Source organism: Shinella curvata, from assembly GCF_022899935.1.
Lineage (GTDB): Bacteria > Pseudomonadota > Alphaproteobacteria > Rhizobiales > Rhizobiaceae > Shinella > Shinella curvata.
On the sequence record NZ_JALJCJ010000006.1, the window covers coordinates 126,193 to 143,207 of the forward strand.

A 17,015-nucleotide genomic window follows, 5' to 3' on the forward strand; every position below is an offset into this window, starting at 1 on the left:
ACTCCAGCGCCTTTCCGACGGCCGCGTTTTGCAGGCTGCTTGTCGTCCGTCACAGGATGAAGGGCCTCACGCATACGGGGGTACCGATTTCGATGCGCTTTCCGCTATCCGTCAAGGCACCTGTTTCCTCGTTCCGCCGGAAGATCACGATCGCATCACCGTTCTGGTTGGCGACCAGCATATGACGGCCACTCGGCGTGAACGCGAAATTGCGCGGCGTCTTGCCGCCAGAAGGGACAATGTCCCGCAGCGTCAAATGACCCGTCGCCTGATCGACCATGAAACACGCTATACTGTCCTCGCCCCGGTTCGAACAATAGAGGAAACGCCCGTCCGGCGACAGATGAATATCCGCGCCATGGGATTCCACGCCGGGACGGATGGTCGATAGCGTCTGCTGGAGCGTTATCTTGCCGGTCTCGCGCAGGACGAAGGATACCGTGGAATCCAGCTCGTTCGAAACATAGACAAAACGACCGTTGCCATGCTGGGCGATATGGCGAGGGCCAGCGCCTGGCGGGAGCGCAACGCTGGCGGACCGCGCGAGCGCACCATCGCTCGAAAGCGTATATTCGACAACCTGGTCGAGACCGAGATCGGCAATGAGCACCGCGCCGCCCTCGGGCACCTCTGTCACAATATGGGCATGCGGCCTTTCCTGGCGGTCGGCGACCGGGCCGAGCGCACCGTCAAGCCGAACGGACGCCGCAGCCGGCGCAAGACGGCCATCCTCCTGCACCGGAAAAACCGCCACCGACCGGTCCGGTCCATCGCCGCCCATCGCATAGTTCGCGACCAGCACGAAACGCCGGTCGCGCGACACCATGTTATGCGCTGCGATACTGCCGAGCGTCGGCTGTTTGTTGAGATAGGTCAGGGCGCGCGTTCCGGGCGAGAAGCGGAAAGCGCTCACGGTGCCTTCATGCCAGCCGAACACTTCCGAATTGGCATAGACAACGCCGCTTGCGGCATCGACACTGAGAAAGGTCGGGTTGTCGATGGTCGACGTGCCGGCAAGGCGCGTCCATTCCAGCGCGCCTTCGTCGAAGGAGAAGATGGTGAGACCCTCGCCGCGGGCACCCTGAAAATAGGGTGCCTCGCGATTGAGTGATCCGACGGCAAGGTAGAGAGACTGGCTCACGCGAAAACTCCGAGGCGACAGGCATCATGGGGCACGGCCATGCCCTGTGCCCGACATGGCATATTCGCACTCGCGGCGCTAGTTCATCACCCAGCCGCCATCGACGTTCAGCGTCTGTCCTGTGATGAAGCCCGCGGCATCGGAGGCGAGAAACATCAAGGCGTTGGCGATGTCGCTGGCGCTGCCGCGCCGCTTGATCGCCTGATGATCCAGCACAAAGCCGGTATAGCCTTCCGGATCGGGATGGATCTTTTCCGCGTCCGTCGGGAAGGCGCCGGGCGAAACCGCGTTGACCGTGATGCCATAGGCGCCGAACTCTCGCGCCCAGGCGCGTGCAAGGCCGATAAGCGCGCCCTTCGACTGGACATAAGGTGACAGATTGGCCCAGCCGCCATTGGACGTGACGCTGGCGATGTTGATGATGCGGCCCCAGCCCCGTTCACGCATATGCGGCAAGGCCACCTGAACGCAGACGATGCCGGCATCGACATTGATGCGCTGCACCCGCTGCATTTCTTCGAGAGCGTAATCCTCGAACGGCTTCGAGGGATAGATGGCGGCGTTGTTGATCACCACGTCGAAGCCGCCGACCTCACGCGACAGGTCTTCGAGCGACGTGCGCAGGGCCGCAAGATCGGAGAGATCGACGGCCCGGATGACCAGATTGGCAAGCCCCTCCTTGTCCGCAGAGGTCTGCAAGGCGGTGTTCTTCACGGGATCGTTGTCGAGCGCGACGACGGTCGCACCGGCGCGCAGGAAGTTCAGCGTGGTCTCCGCGCCGAGCCCACCAGCCGCGCCTGTATACAGAATGACCTTGCCGGCAACCGAGATCATGGTGTTCTCCTTGTGCGCGGGCTGCTTCGCCTGCATGTTCATGACCGGCCCTCCAGAGCGACGTGATTGCCCGAGGGCTGCGGGAAGTCGATCTCCGGCTGACGCGCGATGGCGGCAATCCTCGCCTCACTCGCAGCAATCGCCTCGGCATCGGGAAGGATGCGGAACGTCGTGTCGTAGTGCCGCTCTTCGCCGTGTTCGAGCCAGATCAGCTCGCCGCGCTCGCGCGCAGCACCGTGGCCGAGCACATGGTTGGTCGAGGGTTCGATACCAACAGCATATTGCCCGGCCTGCAGGTTCTGCCATTCATACATGCAGGGGAACTGATCCTTGCGGGTGACGACCTCAAAGCCGATGCCGAGGCGATCGTTGACCAGCGCCACGGGCACCTCACCCTTCGCATCCGCCGCCATCTCATGTTGCCAGACCTGCTCGTGGAAGCCGAACTGCGGTGCGGGCATGGTGCGGTAGCCGACACCCTGCCTCTCATAGTCAGCCCCGGCATGCGCGGCCCAGACAACGTCGCGCACGGGTGCGAGATAGCGCGAACCTTCGGCCAGAACGGGGTGGCCGACATTGATGTGGTAGCAGAACATGTGCGGCGTGCGGTAGAAGCCGCGATTGACCACCGTATCCGAAATGCGGATATCGTTGGTGCCCGCTTTGATCTCGATGCGGCGCTTCAGCTCGAGATGCTCGCCGAACACCGTGCCCTGCGTGACGGTGCCCTCGCACCAGAGATAACAATCGTCGCCGTCCCAGCGCTCACCGTAACCGTCCAGCTTGCCGGGAATGGTGCCGACACGGCCGTGTATGGAGTGCTTTACCGTCTTCTTCGGACCGTAGACATAATGGTCGGCCGGCTCGTCATACATGAAGAGGATATGGTCGAGGCCGCAGGTGATCATCAGGCCGGAGAAGGAGCGCATCCAGCCAAGGCCGCCCTCACCCTCATATTCGTGCAGGCCCGGATGGCGGAAACCGGAGGGAGAGTGCCATCCGATCGCCATGCCGCGGTATTCGCAGTCCGCAATATCAAGGGCACGGTCCACCAGCACGGTGAAACGCAGACCCGTGCCACTGCGGAATTCGAGCATGCGAATGCCGTTTTCGAGGCCGTCCGACAAGGTCATCAGCCGCACACCGGCAAATTGCGAAAAACGTCCTGCACTGGCAGCAATGTCGCGCCGCGACTTCGCTTCCCCGAATAATTCGACCATCGTGTTGTTCCTTCTCCCTGCCAGGCAGGTCATGCTGTCTCAAGAGGCGGCCGGGCCAAAACCCGGCCGCCGGATTTTCAAAGCCCCTGAGCGCGCAGCTTGCCGTCGAGGAATTTCTTGGCGCGCGGCACATCGCTCTCATCGAGATGCTCGATGATCATGGGAATGTTCGGGTGCTTCTCGCTGAGGCGCTTGAGATAGAGATCATAGTTCAGCGAACCGAGGCCGGGTGCTGGCAGCTCGATTTCGCCGACGCCGCGGAAGGTGTGGCTTTCCAGCGCGTCCGCATCGCCGATATCGGCATGTTTTTCCGACTTGTCGTCGCCCGAGCGCTTCACGTCCTTGGCATGGCCGATCTTGATCTTGTCGGCGAGCGTATCGAACACCTGGTTCAGGATCTGGTCCATGCGGTCGATATTGTGCGTCTCGAAATAGTTGGTCGGGTCCATCAGCAGACCGAGGCCCGGATGATCGACCTGCGCGAACATCTTCACGGTCTCCTCGACGGAGCCGACGACATTGTTCACATAGGTTTCGAGCAGGAAGACGGCGCCGTGGTCATAGGCATGCTGGGCAAGATCCGCGATGACCTTGCGGCATTCCTCGAAGCCCTCTTCCGTCTTGTTCTTCGGGTGATGCACCCAGTCGGATTCCGTGTTGTAGGTGCCGGTTTCCGAGATGACATAGGGCGTGCCGAGATGGCGGGCGTTGCGGATGATTTCCTTGAGGTAGCCGACGCGGCGCTCGCGCTCGGCCTTATCCGGGTGGATGATGTTCGTGTAGCCGGAAATGCAGGAGATCGGCAGGTGATGATCGCGGAAGGTTTCGCGGATCTTCACGCACTTTTCCTTGGTGATCTGGCCGGCCGAGAGATCGATGTCCTTGAAGTGCATGTCCAGCTGCACGGTATTGAAATCGAGCGCGCGGATCTTCTTCGCCGTTTCTTCCAGCGCATAGGGGAAATAGCCGGTGAAAATACCAGTTTGCATCATGATGAGAATCCTCCCTCGTTGTTCATGAATTGATGGAAATTTCGGAAAGCCTGACCGTGCGGCCCTCGTCGATCGACTTGTAGCCGGCCTCGATCAGCGCAACGGTCTTGACGTTGTCGGCAACGGAGAGCGCCGGCGGCTCGCCCGATTTCACCGCATATTGCAGCTGCTCCATGACGCCGACGAAGGCATGCGGGAACCACATCGTCTCCCAGGTCGGCGTGACCCACTTGCCGCCGGTCGTCGTCTTGGAGGCATAGGTCAGCGTCGAGGGCGAGCCGTCGGGCCAGCCGATCGTGCCCTGCGCCACGCCGTCCGTGCCCTCGACGCGCCACTTGATGTAGATGTCGCTGTCGAAACCCTCTTCGCGCGGGCCGGACCACACGTCCTCCATCGAAACCGCCATCACACCGCTCGGGAAAGTCAGCGTCGAAACGGTGATGCCATCCTTGTGGGCGAAGGTCGTGCGCGGGTCGGTACGGGTCAGCGTCGTGATCGTCTCGGGGTCGCCGAACAGGAAGCGCAGGACGTCGAGATGGTGCACGCTCATGTTGGACAGCGTCAGGCGGTCGTAATCCTCAAGGAAGGTCTGCCAGTGCGGAATGGCACGCATCTCGATCGTCACCATGACCGGCGTGCCAAGTTCACCCCTGTCGAGGATCTGCTTGAGCACACGCATCGACTGGTCGTAGCGCATGTTCTGGTTGACCGAGAGGATCTTGCCGGCCTTGGCAGCGGCATCGCGCAGCTCGATGGCGTCTTCCAGCGTCAGCGCCAGCGGCTTCTGTGCGAGGATGCCCTTGATATGCGGTTGGGCGAGCGCCTTGCGGATCAAGTCTGGCTGCTGGTCCGGCGGGAAGGCGATGTCGAGGATATCGATGGTGGGATCAGCGATCAGCGCGTCCGGCGTGTCGTGTACGGTGGCGATGCCCCAGCGCTCGGCAACTGCCGCCGCCTTGTCCTTCGTGCGCGAAGCGATGGCGACAACCGGAAAGCCCGCCTCCTTGTAGGCCGCCAGATGGCATTCCGCCATGATCATGCCGGCGCCGATGCAGCCGATCTTGTAATCCCTTACCCGCACCTGTGGATCGGGCGCAAAACCCCTGGCTTCGCTCATGGTAACCTCCCGTTTGATATGCTCGTTCACAGGCTGACGGCCTCCCCCGCCTGATTGAAGAAATGCGCCCTGGCCGGGTTGCAGCTCAGTGCCACCGCACTGTCCAGCCGAATATCCGGCTGGCCACGCATCAGCGCCTTCAGCTTCTCCGCGCCGGTATCGACCGTAACGACTGTGTAGCCGCCCAGCGGCTCGACTTCATAGACGGTTGCCGGCCGGCCCGGCCGCGCATCGTTCCACGGTTCGATCTTGAGATCTTCCGGACGCACGCCGAGATGCGCAGCACCGTGAGGCACGGCCTCGAGCGGCAGGCTGATCGTGCCGTCGCCCGCTTCCAGCGCCTCGCCACGCACCGCGGGCAGGATGTTCATCATCGGCGCACCGAGAAGGCGCGCGACGTAGCGGCTGACCGGGGTATCGTAAATCTCGGTGGGCGAGCCGATCTGGCGGATCTCACCCTCCTCCATGATCGCCATGCGGTCGGCAATCGACATGGCCTCTTCCTGATCGTGCGTGACATAGAGCAGCGTCTGGCCGAGATCGCGCTGGATACGCTTCAGCTCGACGCGGGTTTCCTCGCGCAGCCGCGCATCGAGCGCCGAAATCGGATCGTCCATGAGATAGGCGACGGGGTCGCGCACGAGCGCACGGGCGATCGCCACGCGCTGGCGCTCGCCTCCGGAAAGCTGTGCCGGCGGCTTGTGCAGCAGATGCGAAATATGAAGCTTCGCGGCAACAGCCTCGACACGCGCACGGATCTTCTCTTCCGGCACCTTGCGCTCGACGAGCGGGAACCGGACGTTCTCGCCCGCCGTCATGTGTGGGAAGAGCGCGAGGTTCTGGAACACCATCGCCACGTTGCGGTCTGCCGGCGAGACCCTGTTGACCGGCTTGCCGCCGATCAGGATTTCGCCTTCGTCCGGCGTCTCCAGCCCGAGGATCAGCTTCAGGACTGTCGATTTTCCCGAAAGGGGCGGACCGAAAAAGCAGAAGAACTCGCCCGGCTGGATATCGAAGCTCGCATTGTTGACGGCGAGCGTCTTGCCGAAGCGCTTGGTGACATTGCGGAAGGAGATACCGGCCATGTCTCACACCTCCCGGATCGCGACGCCGGTAGCGGCATCGAACAAACGGGCAAAACCTGGCTCGACCGCGACATGGACGGTCTCACCCGTCTGAACGGCGACGTCGTTGTCGAACACCGCCTTCACGCGTTGCTCTCCGTCACCGAAGTGCACGACGGTTCGTGCGCCGATCCGCTCGATGAAGGTCACAGGCATAGCGATCCCCTGCCCCGCGCCCGCCAGCACGACGCGTTCCGGACGGAAACCATAGACGACTTCGCGGATGCCGTGCTTGCGCGCAGTGGCAGAAAGTGCGGGGTCGATAGGCGCGGTAATCCCAAGCGCTCCGAGATCGGCCACCAGCCCGCGGTCGCTATCGGCAAGCACACCCTTGAGCAGGTTCATGCCCGGCGAGCCAATGAAGTCGGCCACGAACAGATTGACCGGATCGTTGTAAACCTCCAGCGGCGTGCCGACCTGCTGCAGCACGCCATGATCCATCACCGCGATGCGATCCGCCATGGTCATCGCCTCGAGCTGGTCGTGCGTGACATAGACCATGGTCTGGCGGAACTGGCGCTGGAGATGCTTGAGTTCGGTGCGCATGACGGCGCGGAAGGCGGCGTCGACATTGGAAAGCGGCTCGTCGAGCAGGAAGATCGCCGGTTCGACAATGGCCGAACGGCCAATCGCCAAGCGTTGCAGGATATTGACCGACAGCTTGGCCGAGGGCTTGTCGAGCATCGGCGTCAGTTGAAGAAAGTCCGCCATCGCCTTGACGCGGCGATCTATTTCGGACGCCGGCGTTCCGCGGACCTTCAGGCCGTAGGCCAGATTGTCGTAGACGTTCATGTGCGTGAAGATCGCATAGTTCTGGAACACGAAGCCGACGCCGCGTCTGCCCATGGCGACGCCGTTCATGTCTCGGCCGTCGAAAGTGATGCGGCCCTCGCTCGGCTGCTCCATACCCGCGATCATGTTCATGGTCGTGGACTTGCCGCAGCCGGAGGGGCCGAGCAGCGCCATGAACTCGCCGTCGCGGATTTCGAGGTCCATGGTCTTCAGCGCCGTGAAGGCCCCGAAACGCTTGACCAGGTTTTCAAGATGAATGGCGGTCATGGCTCAGGCCTCCTTCGCCGCATTCATGCGGCTGATGGCAAGCGATACGAGAATGGAAAGCGCGATCAGGATGACCAGTGCGATGGCCGCGACATAACCCCAGATCAGGTCCTGCTGCGTCACCTTGTAGATGTAGACGGAGATGGTTTCCGTCGCGACGCCCGGTCCGCCGCCCGTCATGATGTAGAGCGTGTCGAAGATCTTGAAATTCTCGATGACGCGGATCGACAGGGCGATGATGATGATTGTCTTCATCTTCGGCATGACGATGGTGCGGAAGCGCTGCGACCAGCTTGCGCCCAACAAAGTTGCCGCCCGCATCTGGTCTTCCGGCACGCCGACAAGACCGGCAAGCAAGATGAGGAACATCAGCGGCGTCCACTGCCAGATGTCGGCGATCATAACGGCGATCAGCGCCGTGCCGGGGCTCGACAGCCAGGCGAGCGCGAAGGGCCGGCCGATCAGCGTCGAGATGATGTCGTTCACCGGCCCACCGGACTGGAACAGCATGAAGAACATGTAGCCGGCGACGGCAGGCACGACCATCATGGGAATGAGCATGATCGAGTAGAACACCCGCTTGCCGGCGAAATTGTCCATGAAGAGGATGGCGAGGCCAAGCCCGAGCAGGAACTCGGCGGGCACGCAGATCAGCATCACCAGAGCCGTGCGGCCGAGTGCATCCCAGAAGCGGCTGTCGACCGCGAGGTCGGTGTAGTTAGCGAAGTTGTTCCACAGTTCATAGGCCTGCCACCAGCCGATACCGTCGAGCGGCGACCAGTCGGTGAGGCTGATATAGAGCTGCATCAGGAGCGGAAAGACCGCGATGAACAGCACCAGCAATTGCGCCGGCAGCGTCAGCATCAGGCCAAGACGGCGCCCGCCATCCTCGATGCGGGTCCCTGTCGTCGAAAGATCGCCGGTCACGGAGATTTTCTCCTCGGTTGCGAGCATGCTCATTGCTTGAGGGCTCCGAAGGTCAGACCCCGGACCAGATGCTTCTGGATGGCGATGCCCATGATGACCGGCGGCACGGCGGCGATGAGGCCAAGTGCTGCCTTGGCACCATAGAGCTGTCCGGTCATCGAGGATGACAGCGAGGCCATGTAGACCGGGATCGTCACCCATTCGCGCGTCGTCAGGAGCAGCGCAATCAGATAGTCCGACCAGTTCAGGATGAAGACGAAGAGCGCGGAGCTGGCGAGCGCCGGGCGCATCATCGGCAGCGTGATCTTCATGAAGACGCGCAGGCGCGAGCAGCCTTCGACCAGTGCGGCATCCTCGATTTCGCGCGGCATGTCGTCGAAGAAGGTCTTCATAAGCCAAAAGGCGAAGGGCAACGTGACGATGCCGTAGATCAATGCCAGACCCCACCAGGTATCGACGAGGCCGAAGAAGGCCCACATGATCATGACGGGGATCATCACCGCCATCGGGGGGAAGAGCCGGAGCTGTATGAGCGCGAGCGGCAGGTTCTGGCCCGAGCCGAAGCGCGACAGGCCGTAAGCACCGGCCGTGCCCGCCGTCATGGCGATCAGCGTGCCGAAGACGGCCGAGAGCAGCGACGCCAGGATCGGCTTGCCGGCCGTGCGGTCGAGCGCGACGATGAGATCGGAGGTCGAGGTGCCGAAGATGAAGCGGAAATTGTCGAGCGTCGGGCTCTTCGGCCACCAGGTCAGGTCGGCGCCAGCGGCGGACCATTCGGCAATCGGCTTGAAGGCCATCGAGGCCATCCATAGCGTCGGGATGAGCGTGACCGCCAGCGCCAGAAGAATGGCAGCGTAGCGGAAAATCTCGAAAGGCAGCGAGCGGTTCATGATCGCAAAGGTCACTTATCGAAAACAGTCAGAAGGCGCCGGGCGAACAGGCCGCCCGGCGGTCGGGTCATGTCGGCTCAGCCGGCCAGCGGATCGAGCACCGTCGGCCAGGCCTCCTTGTTCGACTTGATGGCCTCGAGCAGTTTGTCCTCGCCGGTGCGCCGCGCGATGCGCTGCCATTGCTTCTCGGTATCGGCCATCGCCTCCTCCGGCGTCTTCGCCTTGGTCAGGGCGGCCATGAGGTTTTCGTCAAGCGCGTTGTGGAAGGCAGTCGCACCGGGATAGTTGATCGAGGGCACGGTACGCGCCACCGTCTCGCGAACGACGTCCATGTGGTAGTCGTGATACGTCTGGCGCACGAGCGGATCAGCGAAATTCGACAGCTGGAACGGATCGAAATAGCCGCCCGGATTGGCCGTCATCCACGAATAGATGCGGCTGGAGCCCAGCCATTGCAGCAGCAGATAGCAGACCTCCGGATGTTTGCTCTGCGCCGAGACCGAAGCCGACAGGTTGAGCCACAGCACCGAGCGGCTGACGAGCTGGCCGCCGACATCGCGGCCGGGCGGCAGCATGGAGCCAATCTTGCCCGTGACCTTCGAGCCCTCGTTCGCCTTGTTGTCGAGGAATTTCGGCAGGTTGGAGAAGGCGCAGGTCATCGCCGCACCGCCCGAGGCGAAGTTGCCGTACTGCTCCGGCCAACCCCAGGAAATCGCATCCGGTGAGTGGTGGCTGAGCGATTCGACATATTCCTGCGTGGCGAGATATCCCGCTTCGGAATTGATCAGCGCCTTGCCGTCGTCACCGAACAGGAACTGGTTGGGCGAGCCCATCGAGACGAAGCGCTGGTACCAGTTGGTATAGCCCCAACCCTGATTGCGCAGGTCCGTCGAGCCGAACAAGCCCTTATCCGGGCGGTGGAAGAAGGCCGCGACGTCGGCATGTTCCTTCCAGGTGCGCGGCGGCGCGAGCGCATAGCCGTACTTGTCGGAGAAGGCCTTCTTCTCGGTCTCGTCATTGAACAGGTCGGTTCGGTAATTCCAGGTCTGGAAGTCGCCGTCCAGCGACACGCCATAGGTCGAACCGCGATACTGGTTGAGCAACGACACGCCCTTGGCGCCGTTGACGTAACCGCGCTCCGGATCGTCCCACTCCGGCTTGTGGGTGGCGACATAATCGTCGAGCTTGATGATGCCCGCTGTCTCGGCAAGGTCGCCCAGACGGTTCCATTCCACCGCATAGATGTCGAACGCCCCGCCCTTGGTGGAGATGTCCTGCATCGTCTTGGTGAATTCCTGACCGTTCGGCACGCCGACGATGTCGAGCGTGATGCCGGTCTCCTTTTCCCACAGTTCCTTGATGGACGGTGCGCCGGCCGGGAAGGCCTGCGTCAGCTGGCCGATCGAGCCGTCGGACAGGCCGAGCACGATGCGCTCTGGAGCCTTGCCGGCGGCCTTCAGCGCCTTGGCGGCCTCAACGGCGCGCCCTTCCGGCGTGTCGGCGCCATACTGATAGCGCTCGGCCCCTTCGAAGCCGGTCGGGCCGCCGATCATGCCTGGCGCGAGCGCGTCAGCCGCGAAGGCCCGGCCCGGACGGATGAACTGCGGTGCGATGCCGATGGCAGCAGTCAATGCAAATGTCTTCGCGCCGGCTGCCAGAAGGCCACGGCGCGAGACCGTCAGAATCTCGCTCATTGATGTTCTCCTCCATGCCGAGAGGTCTCCTCACCCGTCAGCGTGATGAGTAATGGCGAGGGCGATGATGTGTGTCAACATCAAAATCAATCATATTGCATCTTTTGGCGGCCTTGTTTACGTGTTGCAGGGCTAGTGACGCCATAAACTGACGGGAAATGATGCGATCACCAGCCAGCGCCTATGCGGATTTCTGAGGAAAAGACGCCTGGAATATGCGCACCACCTTGTATTTACGCCGCAGGGAAATACATCATTTCCCATCATTTCGTGAAAGGACAGGTTTTGCGTTCGACATTGATGGACATTGCCCGTGAAGCCGGGGTCTCGCCGGCGACGGTGGACAGGGTCCTCAACAACCGCCAGGGCGTGCGGGAGCGAACCCGCGATGCCGTTCTGGAGACCGCCCGGAAGCTCGGCTATCTCGCCGCGCCCTTTTCGAACAGCGTGGAAAACACCGGAAAGATCCGGCTCGATTTCGTCCTGCCGGCCGGCACGAACACCTTTATCGCCAATCTCCTGTCGCAGATCGTCAGTCAGGGCGCGCTGCAGGACGATCTCGACATCCGCATCCAGTCGATCGAAGGCTTCAACCCGGATACGCTTGCGCGCACGCTGCACGCTCTGGTCGGCGTGACGCAGGGCGTCGGCGTCATCGCACTCGACCATCCGACAGTGCGAGAGGCCATGCGGGCCCTTTCGCTGTCCGGCGTGCCGATCGTCACCCTCGCTTCCGACATCCTCCACGTTCCCCGCGCCGGTTATGTCGGCATCGACAACCGCGCAGCGGGCCGGCTGGCCGGTTATCTGCTCGGGCGTTTCCTTGGCGAGGGAAAGAAGCGAAAGATCGCGCTGTTTGCCGGCTCGCTATCCTATCGCGGCCACGAGGAACGCGAGATGGGTTTCCGCCACGTCATCATGGAAGAGTTCCGCGATCTCGATATCGTCGAATTGCGCGAAGTCCGCGACGACAGGCAGCGCGCCTATGAGGAAGCGGTCGCCCTTTTCAAGCGCCACCCAGACCTCTCCGGCATCTACAATATCGGCGCCGGCAATGCCGGCATCGGGCAGGCCCTGCAGGAGGCCGGTATGGCCTCCTCCGTCATCTTCGTCGGCCACGAACTGACCGACAGCACCAAGCGATTCCTTCTCGACGGCACCATCGATGCCGTCATCGACCAGAATCCGCGCGTGGAGGCGCGCGAGGCGATTTCCGTGCTGAAGAACACCATCCTGGACCGCAAATTCGAGCACCATCCTCCACGGCTTCAGGTCATCTTCCGAGAGAACATTCCGGAATCCTGAACAAACGGGCAGCACCCATCGCGCCGAGTGCCGTGACCAGCGCGGGAGCCTTCGTTTGCTACGAGCAATTCGTTCAGACCGCACCCGCCGGCATGCCTCAGCATACCGAGATCGAGTCGCCCCGATCCTTGTCCGAGACGTCGTCAGACGTTTTTCCTGACCGGATTTTCCAAGGTCATCAACTCGCGACCGACAGTCGGCCCCCTACACGTTCCACGCCCTTGAAGGCCTAGGAGTGCCGCCGAGAAACAAACGTCTTGCCGAAGCGAGCGCTTTCAAAACGTCATAGCACCATGCGCGCTGGCCACGGCCCTTCGCAGGTCGCCGATGGCATCGTTCGACGCCGCAGGCAACTCCTGGCCTTCGAGATCCTTCGGCATCTTCCAGCCGGGATCGACGCCCTCCATGTTCGGCAGTTCGTGCGCGATGCCCTTGTGACAGTCGATGCAGGTAGCCTTGCCCGTCAGCAGATATTTCGAGTGGATGTCGGCGGCGCGTTGCGTCTGCTTGGTGAAGTCCATCGCCACGGCGGAATGGCAGTTGCGGCATTCAAGGCTGTCATTCGCCTTCAGACGCGCCCATTCGTGTTTTGCCAGCTCCAAACGCTTGTCCAAGAATTTCTCGCGCGTGTTGATCGTGCCGAAGATCTTGCCCCAGACCTCTTTCGACGCCTGCATTTTGCGGGCGATCTTGTCGGTCCATTGATGCGGCACATGGCAATCCGGGCAGGAGGCGCGCACGCCGGAGCGGTTGGTGAAATGCACCGTATTGGTCAGCTCCTGATAGACGTTGTCCTTCATCTCATGACAGGAGGTGCAGAACTTTTCCGTGTTGGTGAGTTCCAGCGCCGTGTTGAACGCACCCCAGAACATCACGCCGCCAACGAACCCGCCGAGCGTCAGGAAGGCGAGGCTGAGCGTCGCCGCCGGCGTCGTCAGAATGGTCCAGACCCAGAGCAGGATTGCCTTGATGCGCGCCATCATCATTCGCTTCCTGCACCAGTGACGCCGAGCTCGCTCATGTCCTTGAACGTGCTGCCGACCAGCGGCTTCTTGTCCGCCTGCGGCACATGACAGGCCGTGCAGAAGTAGCGCCGCGGCGAGACGTCGGCGAGCATCTGCCCCTCGCGCGTCATGTAGTGGGTGACGCTGATCATCGGTGCACCGGCATCCTGCGAGAACTCGCGCTTGTGACAGGACAGGCACCGATTGGCATTGACGGACAGCTGGTAGCCGTCGATCGAATGCGGAATGATCGGCGGCTGCTCGGGATAGGCGCGCATGCGCCTGATATCGTCGATGATCCACTTCGGCAGCGGATCGGCCGGCACTTCCTGCATCTTGTCTCCATCAGGACCGGAGAGCTGCGGCACCATCTGCGCCATGGCGCTGGTGGCGATGACGGCGGCGCTGAGCGCGGCCAGCACCCATCCTCTCGGGAGGGTTATGCGACGGGTTCGATCTTGACTGCGCATTTCTTGAAATCCGTCTGTTTCGAGATGGGGTCGGTGGCGTCAAGCGTGACCTTGTTGATGAGCTGGCTGGCATCGAACCACGGCACGAAGATCACACCCGGCGGCATGCGATTGCGGCCACGGGTCTCGACACGGGACCGGATTTCGCCGCGCCGCGAGATGATGCGGATTTCCGAGCCTTGATTGAGGCCGCGCTTGCGCGCATCGTCGGCATTCATGAAGCAGCGCGCGCCGGGAAACGCCTTGAAGAGTTCGGGCACGCGCATCGTCATCGAGCCGGAATGCCAGTGCTCCAGTACGCGGCCGGTGACGAGCCAGGTATCGAATTCGGCATCCGGCGATTCCGCCGGCGGCTCGTAAGGCACAGCGATAATCGCCGCCCTGCCGTCCTTATTGCCGTAGAACTTCACCCCTTCGCCCGGCTTCACATAGGGGTCGTAGCCCTCGCGGTAGCGCCACAGCGTTTCCTTGCCGTCGACGACCGGCCAGCGCAGCCCGCGCACCTCGTGATAGGTGTCGTAGGGTGCAAGGTCATGACCATGGCCGCGGCCGAAGGCGGCATATTCCTCGAACAGTCCCTTCTGGATATAGAAGCCGAAATGCTGGGCCTCGTTGTTGGCGTGTTCGGCCTTGACCTCGCTGATCGGAAACTTCGCAACATCGCTGTCAGCGTAGAGCACCTGATAAAGCGTCTTGCCCTTGTAATCGGGGTTCGCAGCGAGAATTTCCGCAGGCCACACCTCGTCGGTCGTGAAACGCTTGGAGAACTCCACCAACTGCCAGAGATCTGAGCGCGCCTCGCCCGGCGCCTGCACCAGCTGGTGCCAGACATGGGTGCGCCGCTCCGCATTGCCGTAGGCGCCCTCCTTCTCCACCCACATGGCAGCGGGCAGGATAAGGTCGGCGCTCATAGCCGTGATCGTCGGATAGGCATCCGAGACGACGATGAAATTCTCCGGATTGCGATAGCCCTGATAGGTTTCGTTGGAAGTGTTCGGACCAGCCTGGACGTTGTTGTTGACCTGCACCCAGTAGAAATTGAGTTTGCCGTCGCGCAGCATGCGGTCCTGCTGCACGGCGTGGTAGCCCGGCTTTTCCGGGATAATGCCGTGCGGGATGCGCCAGATCTCTTCTGCGTGTTTGCGGTGCTCGGGATTGGTCACCACCATGTCGGCCGGCAGGCGGTGGGCGAAGGTGCCGACCTCGCGTGCCGTACCGCAGGCCGACGGCTGTCCGGTCAAAGAGAAGGGACTGTTGCCGGGCTCGGAGATCTTTCCCGTCAGCAGGTGCAGATTATAGACCATCTGGTTTGCCCAGACGCCACGCACATGCTGGTTGAAGCCCATCGTCCAGAGCGACATGACCTTGCGGTTCGGGTCGGCGTAAAGCTCGGCAAGCTGCTTGAGAAAGCCGGCCTCGACACCGGTCATCTCGACCGCCTTTTCCAGCGTGTATTCGGCGACGAAGGCTTTGAAGGCCTCGTAGTCCATCGGCTCCGTCTTACCGGGATCGGCGGCATTTGCCGCCTTGACCTCCAGCGGATTGTCCGGCCGGAGGCCGTAGCCGATATCGGTGACGCCGCGCACGAACTTCGTGTGGTTCTTCACGAAGTCCTCGTTCACCCGGCCGGTCTGGATGATATGGTTGGCGATGTAGTTGAGGATGACGAGGTCGGTGCCCGGCTTGAAGACCATCGGGATATCGGCCAGGTCCATACTGCGATGGGTAAAGGTGGAAAGCACCGCCACGCGCACGTGTTCGTTGCCGAGCCGCCGGTCGGCGATGCGGGTCCACAGGATCGGATGCATCTCCGCCATGTTCGAGCCCCAGAGCACGAAGGCGTCGGCATGTTCGAAATCGTCGTAGCACCCCATCGGCTCATCCATGCCGAAGGTGCGCATGAAGGCGACGGCGGCCGATGCCATACAGTGGCGGGCGTTCGGATCGAGATTGTTCGAGCGGAAGCCGGCGCGCATCAGCTTCGTCGCGGCATAGCCCTCGAAGATCGTCCACTGGCCGGAGCCGAACATGCCGAGCGCCGTCGGACCCTTTTCCTTCAGCACCTTCTTGGCCTGCTCGGCCATCACGTCGAAGGCTTCTTCCCAGGTCACCGGCTCGAACTCGCCGTCCTTGGCATAGGCGCCGTCGCGCTTGCGCAGGAGCGGCGTCGTCAGGCGATCGGCGCCGTACATGATCTTGGAGAGGAAATAGCCCTTGATGCAGTTCAGGCCGCGATTGACTTCGGCCTGCATGTCGCCATGGGTGGCAACGACCTTGCCTTCCTTGACGCCCACCATGACGCCGCAGCCCGTGCCGCAGAACCGGCACGGCGCCTTGTCCCATTTGATTTCCAGCGCGCTCACGCCGCCCGGCACCGGCTGGGCGGCCGCCGGCAGTGCAATGCCGGCCGCCGCCGCAGCGACGCCCGCCGCCTGGGCCTTCAGGATGTCACGCCGCGTCAGTTCGCTGCCCATCATCAGCCTCGTTTCCTTCCATTTCGACATGTTCGAAAACCATGTTTGCCGCGATTACGCCGTCGAGGAGCGAGATGCGCATCAGCGTATCGCCCAGCACTCCGGTCGACGGCCCCTCGATGACGATAACGATCTTGCCCTTGTCCGCTGCGTGCACCTCGACATTGTCGAGGGCGGCAAGGGCCGCCAGAACGCCGTCGATCCCGCCGGGTTTGGTGGCGATAACAGCGCTGGAAATATGATGTCGCCGCCGTTCAGGCATAGACCGCCTCCGCTTCTCGCGGCGCAGTCGTGACTGCGCCGACGGGACAGACGGAAATACACGCACCACAGCCCGTACAGGCTTGCGTCATCAGCTCCGGCACGAAGGGGCCGCCAAGCATCGGGCGAAACCGGATTGCGCCGGTGGGACAGACATCCCGGCAGGCCTGACAGTCGACACGCTGGAAGGGCAGGCAAGAGGCGGCGATGGCGACGACGTGATCGAAGCGGGTTACCGCGTCCGCGGAAAAGACCGGTTCGGGACAGTGCTCCGCGCAGGCGCCGCAGAAGGTGCATTCGCCTGCGGTAAAATCGAGTGCGGGGAGGTTGTCGACGAGGCTGACAATGCCGGTCGGACACTGTTCGACGCAGGCTCCGCACCCAGTGCAGTCGGCAAGCGCTTCATCCAGCATGCCTGGCGGCCGGAGAGAGAGAGCCACGCTCCGCCTACTGCCTTTCAGAAAATCACGCCGGGACAATTCTTCATGCCGCATGGCCACACC

The 17,015-nt window shown here is 62.3% G+C and carries 16 protein-coding genes; 1 reads left to right on the top strand and 15 read right to left on the bottom strand.

The window, feature by feature from the left end; genetic code table 11:
- Positions 1 to 49 precede the first annotated feature (49 nt).
- The 10 genes from MUU55_RS21395 to MUU55_RS21440 all read right to left on the bottom strand — a co-directional run bounded on the left by MUU55_RS21395 (position 50) and on the right by MUU55_RS21440 (position 10,998).
- Positions 50 to 1,141, bottom strand: a complete 1,092-nt coding sequence (locus tag MUU55_RS21395; protein WP_244762811.1) for a lactonase family protein — start codon at positions 1,139 to 1,141, stop codon at positions 50 to 52.
- 78 nt (positions 1,142 to 1,219) lie between these two features.
- The gene (locus MUU55_RS21400) at positions 1,220 to 2,017 is read right to left on the bottom strand and encodes an SDR family NAD(P)-dependent oxidoreductase (protein WP_425314211.1); all 798 of its coding nucleotides are present in this window, start codon (positions 2,015 to 2,017) and stop codon (positions 1,220 to 1,222) included.
- Positions 2,014 to 3,195 (bottom strand): aldose 1-epimerase family protein, encoded by a 1,182-nt coding sequence (locus MUU55_RS21405; RefSeq protein WP_244762812.1) that lies wholly within the window; start codon positions 3,193 to 3,195, stop codon positions 2,014 to 2,016. Before MUU55_RS21405 ends, MUU55_RS21400 begins: the two co-directional genes overlap by 4 nt.
- 77 nt (positions 3,196 to 3,272) lie before the next feature.
- Positions 3,273 to 4,187 (bottom strand): sugar phosphate isomerase/epimerase family protein, encoded by a 915-nt coding sequence (locus tag MUU55_RS21410; RefSeq protein WP_244762813.1) that lies wholly within the window; start codon positions 4,185 to 4,187, stop codon positions 3,273 to 3,275.
- Positions 4,188 to 4,209: 22 nt separating this feature from the next.
- The gene (locus MUU55_RS21415) at positions 4,210 to 5,304 is read right to left on the bottom strand and encodes a Gfo/Idh/MocA family protein (RefSeq protein ID WP_244762814.1); all 1,095 of its coding nucleotides are present in this window, start codon (positions 5,302 to 5,304) and stop codon (positions 4,210 to 4,212) included.
- A 26-nt stretch (positions 5,305 to 5,330) separates the two neighbouring features.
- Positions 5,331 to 6,389: an ABC transporter ATP-binding protein gene (locus MUU55_RS21420; RefSeq protein ID WP_244762815.1), complete on the bottom strand. Its 1,059-nt coding sequence runs from the start codon at positions 6,387 to 6,389 to the stop codon at positions 5,331 to 5,333.
- Positions 6,390 to 6,392: 3 nt separating this feature from the next.
- Complete coding sequence (locus tag MUU55_RS21425; RefSeq protein ID WP_244762816.1) at positions 6,393 to 7,487, bottom strand: ABC transporter ATP-binding protein; 1,095 nt, start codon at positions 7,485 to 7,487, stop codon at positions 6,393 to 6,395.
- A gap of 3 nt (positions 7,488 to 7,490) precedes the next feature.
- Positions 7,491 to 8,441 carry a carbohydrate ABC transporter permease gene (locus MUU55_RS21430; RefSeq protein ID WP_425314217.1) on the bottom strand — a complete coding sequence of 317 codons (951 nt, stop codon included), beginning with the start codon at positions 8,439 to 8,441 and terminating at the stop codon, positions 7,491 to 7,493.
- Positions 8,442 to 8,443: 2 nt separating this feature from the next.
- The gene (locus tag MUU55_RS21435; RefSeq protein ID WP_244762817.1) at positions 8,444 to 9,304 is read right to left on the bottom strand and encodes a carbohydrate ABC transporter permease; all 861 of its coding nucleotides are present in this window, start codon (positions 9,302 to 9,304) and stop codon (positions 8,444 to 8,446) included.
- A 77-nt stretch (positions 9,305 to 9,381) separates the two neighbouring features.
- Positions 9,382 to 10,998: an extracellular solute-binding protein gene (locus MUU55_RS21440; protein WP_244762818.1), complete on the bottom strand. Its 1,617-nt coding sequence runs from the start codon at positions 10,996 to 10,998 to the stop codon at positions 9,382 to 9,384.
- A gap of 285 nt (positions 10,999 to 11,283) precedes the next feature.
- Between MUU55_RS21440 and MUU55_RS21445 the strand changes: the two genes are divergently transcribed.
- Positions 11,284 to 12,303 carry a LacI family DNA-binding transcriptional regulator gene (locus MUU55_RS21445; protein ID WP_244762819.1) on the top strand — a complete coding sequence of 340 codons (1,020 nt, stop codon included), beginning with the start codon at positions 11,284 to 11,286 and terminating at the stop codon, positions 12,301 to 12,303.
- Between the two features lie 275 nt (positions 12,304 to 12,578).
- Here MUU55_RS21445 and MUU55_RS21450 read toward each other — a convergent pair whose 3' ends face one another.
- Genes MUU55_RS21450 through napF form a run of 5 tightly spaced genes read right to left on the bottom strand, consistent with a single transcriptional unit; the run spans position 12,579 to position 17,006 of the window.
- Positions 12,579 to 13,283: a cytochrome c3 family protein gene (locus MUU55_RS21450; protein ID WP_244763130.1), complete on the bottom strand. Its 705-nt coding sequence runs from the start codon at positions 13,281 to 13,283 to the stop codon at positions 12,579 to 12,581.
- Positions 13,284 to 13,285: 2 nt separating this feature from the next.
- Positions 13,286 to 13,777, bottom strand: coding sequence for a nitrate reductase cytochrome c-type subunit (locus tag MUU55_RS21455; RefSeq protein ID WP_244762820.1), 492 nt, complete (start codon positions 13,775 to 13,777; stop codon positions 13,286 to 13,288).
- Complete coding sequence (gene napA / locus MUU55_RS21460) at positions 13,747 to 16,251, bottom strand: periplasmic nitrate reductase subunit alpha (RefSeq protein WP_244763131.1); 2,505 nt, start codon at positions 16,249 to 16,251, stop codon at positions 13,747 to 13,749. Before napA ends, MUU55_RS21455 begins: the two co-directional genes overlap by 31 nt.
- Positions 16,226 to 16,513: a chaperone NapD gene (locus tag MUU55_RS21465; RefSeq protein WP_244762821.1), complete on the bottom strand. Its 288-nt coding sequence runs from the start codon at positions 16,511 to 16,513 to the stop codon at positions 16,226 to 16,228. The genes napA and MUU55_RS21465 overlap by 26 nt, the downstream gene beginning before the upstream one ends.
- Positions 16,506 to 17,006 (bottom strand): ferredoxin-type protein NapF, encoded by a 501-nt coding sequence (gene napF, locus MUU55_RS21470; protein ID WP_244762822.1) that lies wholly within the window; start codon positions 17,004 to 17,006, stop codon positions 16,506 to 16,508. The genes MUU55_RS21465 and napF overlap by 8 nt, the downstream gene beginning before the upstream one ends.
- Between the last annotated feature and the right edge of the window lie 9 nt (positions 17,007 to 17,015).

Bases quoted from the DNA above. Each gene is read 5' to 3' on its own strand.
- MUU55_RS21425 (WP_244762816.1), bottom strand. From the start codon at position 7,487: ATGACCGCCATTCATCTTGAAAACCTGGTCAAGCGTTTCGGGGCCTTC.
- MUU55_RS21450 (WP_244763130.1), bottom strand. From the start codon at position 13,283: ATGGCGCGCATCAAGGCAATCCTGCTCTGGGTCTGGACCATTCTGACG.
- napF (WP_244762822.1), bottom strand. From the start codon at position 17,006: ATGCGGCATGAAGAATTGTCCCGGCGTGATTTTCTGAAAGGCAGTAGG.
- MUU55_RS21440 (WP_244762818.1), bottom strand. From the start codon at position 10,998: ATGAGCGAGATTCTGACGGTCTCGCGCCGTGGCCTTCTGGCAGCCGGC.
- MUU55_RS21420 (WP_244762815.1), bottom strand. From the start codon at position 6,389: ATGGCCGGTATCTCCTTCCGCAATGTCACCAAGCGCTTCGGCAAGACG.
- MUU55_RS21410 (WP_244762813.1), bottom strand. From the start codon at position 4,187: ATGATGCAAACTGGTATTTTCACCGGCTATTTCCCCTATGCGCTGGAA.
- MUU55_RS21405 (WP_244762812.1), bottom strand. From the start codon at position 3,195: ATGGTCGAATTATTCGGGGAAGCGAAGTCGCGGCGCGACATTGCTGCC.
- MUU55_RS21455 (WP_244762820.1), bottom strand. From the start codon at position 13,777: ATGCGCAGTCAAGATCGAACCCGTCGCATAACCCTCCCGAGAGGATGG.
- MUU55_RS21415 (WP_244762814.1), bottom strand. From the start codon at position 5,304: ATGAGCGAAGCCAGGGGTTTTGCGCCCGATCCACAGGTGCGGGTAAGG.
- MUU55_RS21465 (WP_244762821.1), bottom strand. From the start codon at position 16,513: ATGCCTGAACGGCGGCGACATCATATTTCCAGCGCTGTTATCGCCACC.
- MUU55_RS21400 (WP_425314211.1), bottom strand. From the start codon at position 2,017: ATGAACATGCAGGCGAAGCAGCCCGCGCACAAGGAGAACACCATGATC.
- MUU55_RS21435 (WP_244762817.1), bottom strand. From the start codon at position 9,304: ATGAACCGCTCGCTGCCTTTCGAGATTTTCCGCTACGCTGCCATTCTT.
- MUU55_RS21430 (WP_425314217.1), bottom strand. From the start codon at position 8,441: ATGCTCGCAACCGAGGAGAAAATCTCCGTGACCGGCGATCTTTCGACG.
- napA (WP_244763131.1), bottom strand. From the start codon at position 16,251: ATGGGCAGCGAACTGACGCGGCGTGACATCCTGAAGGCCCAGGCGGCG.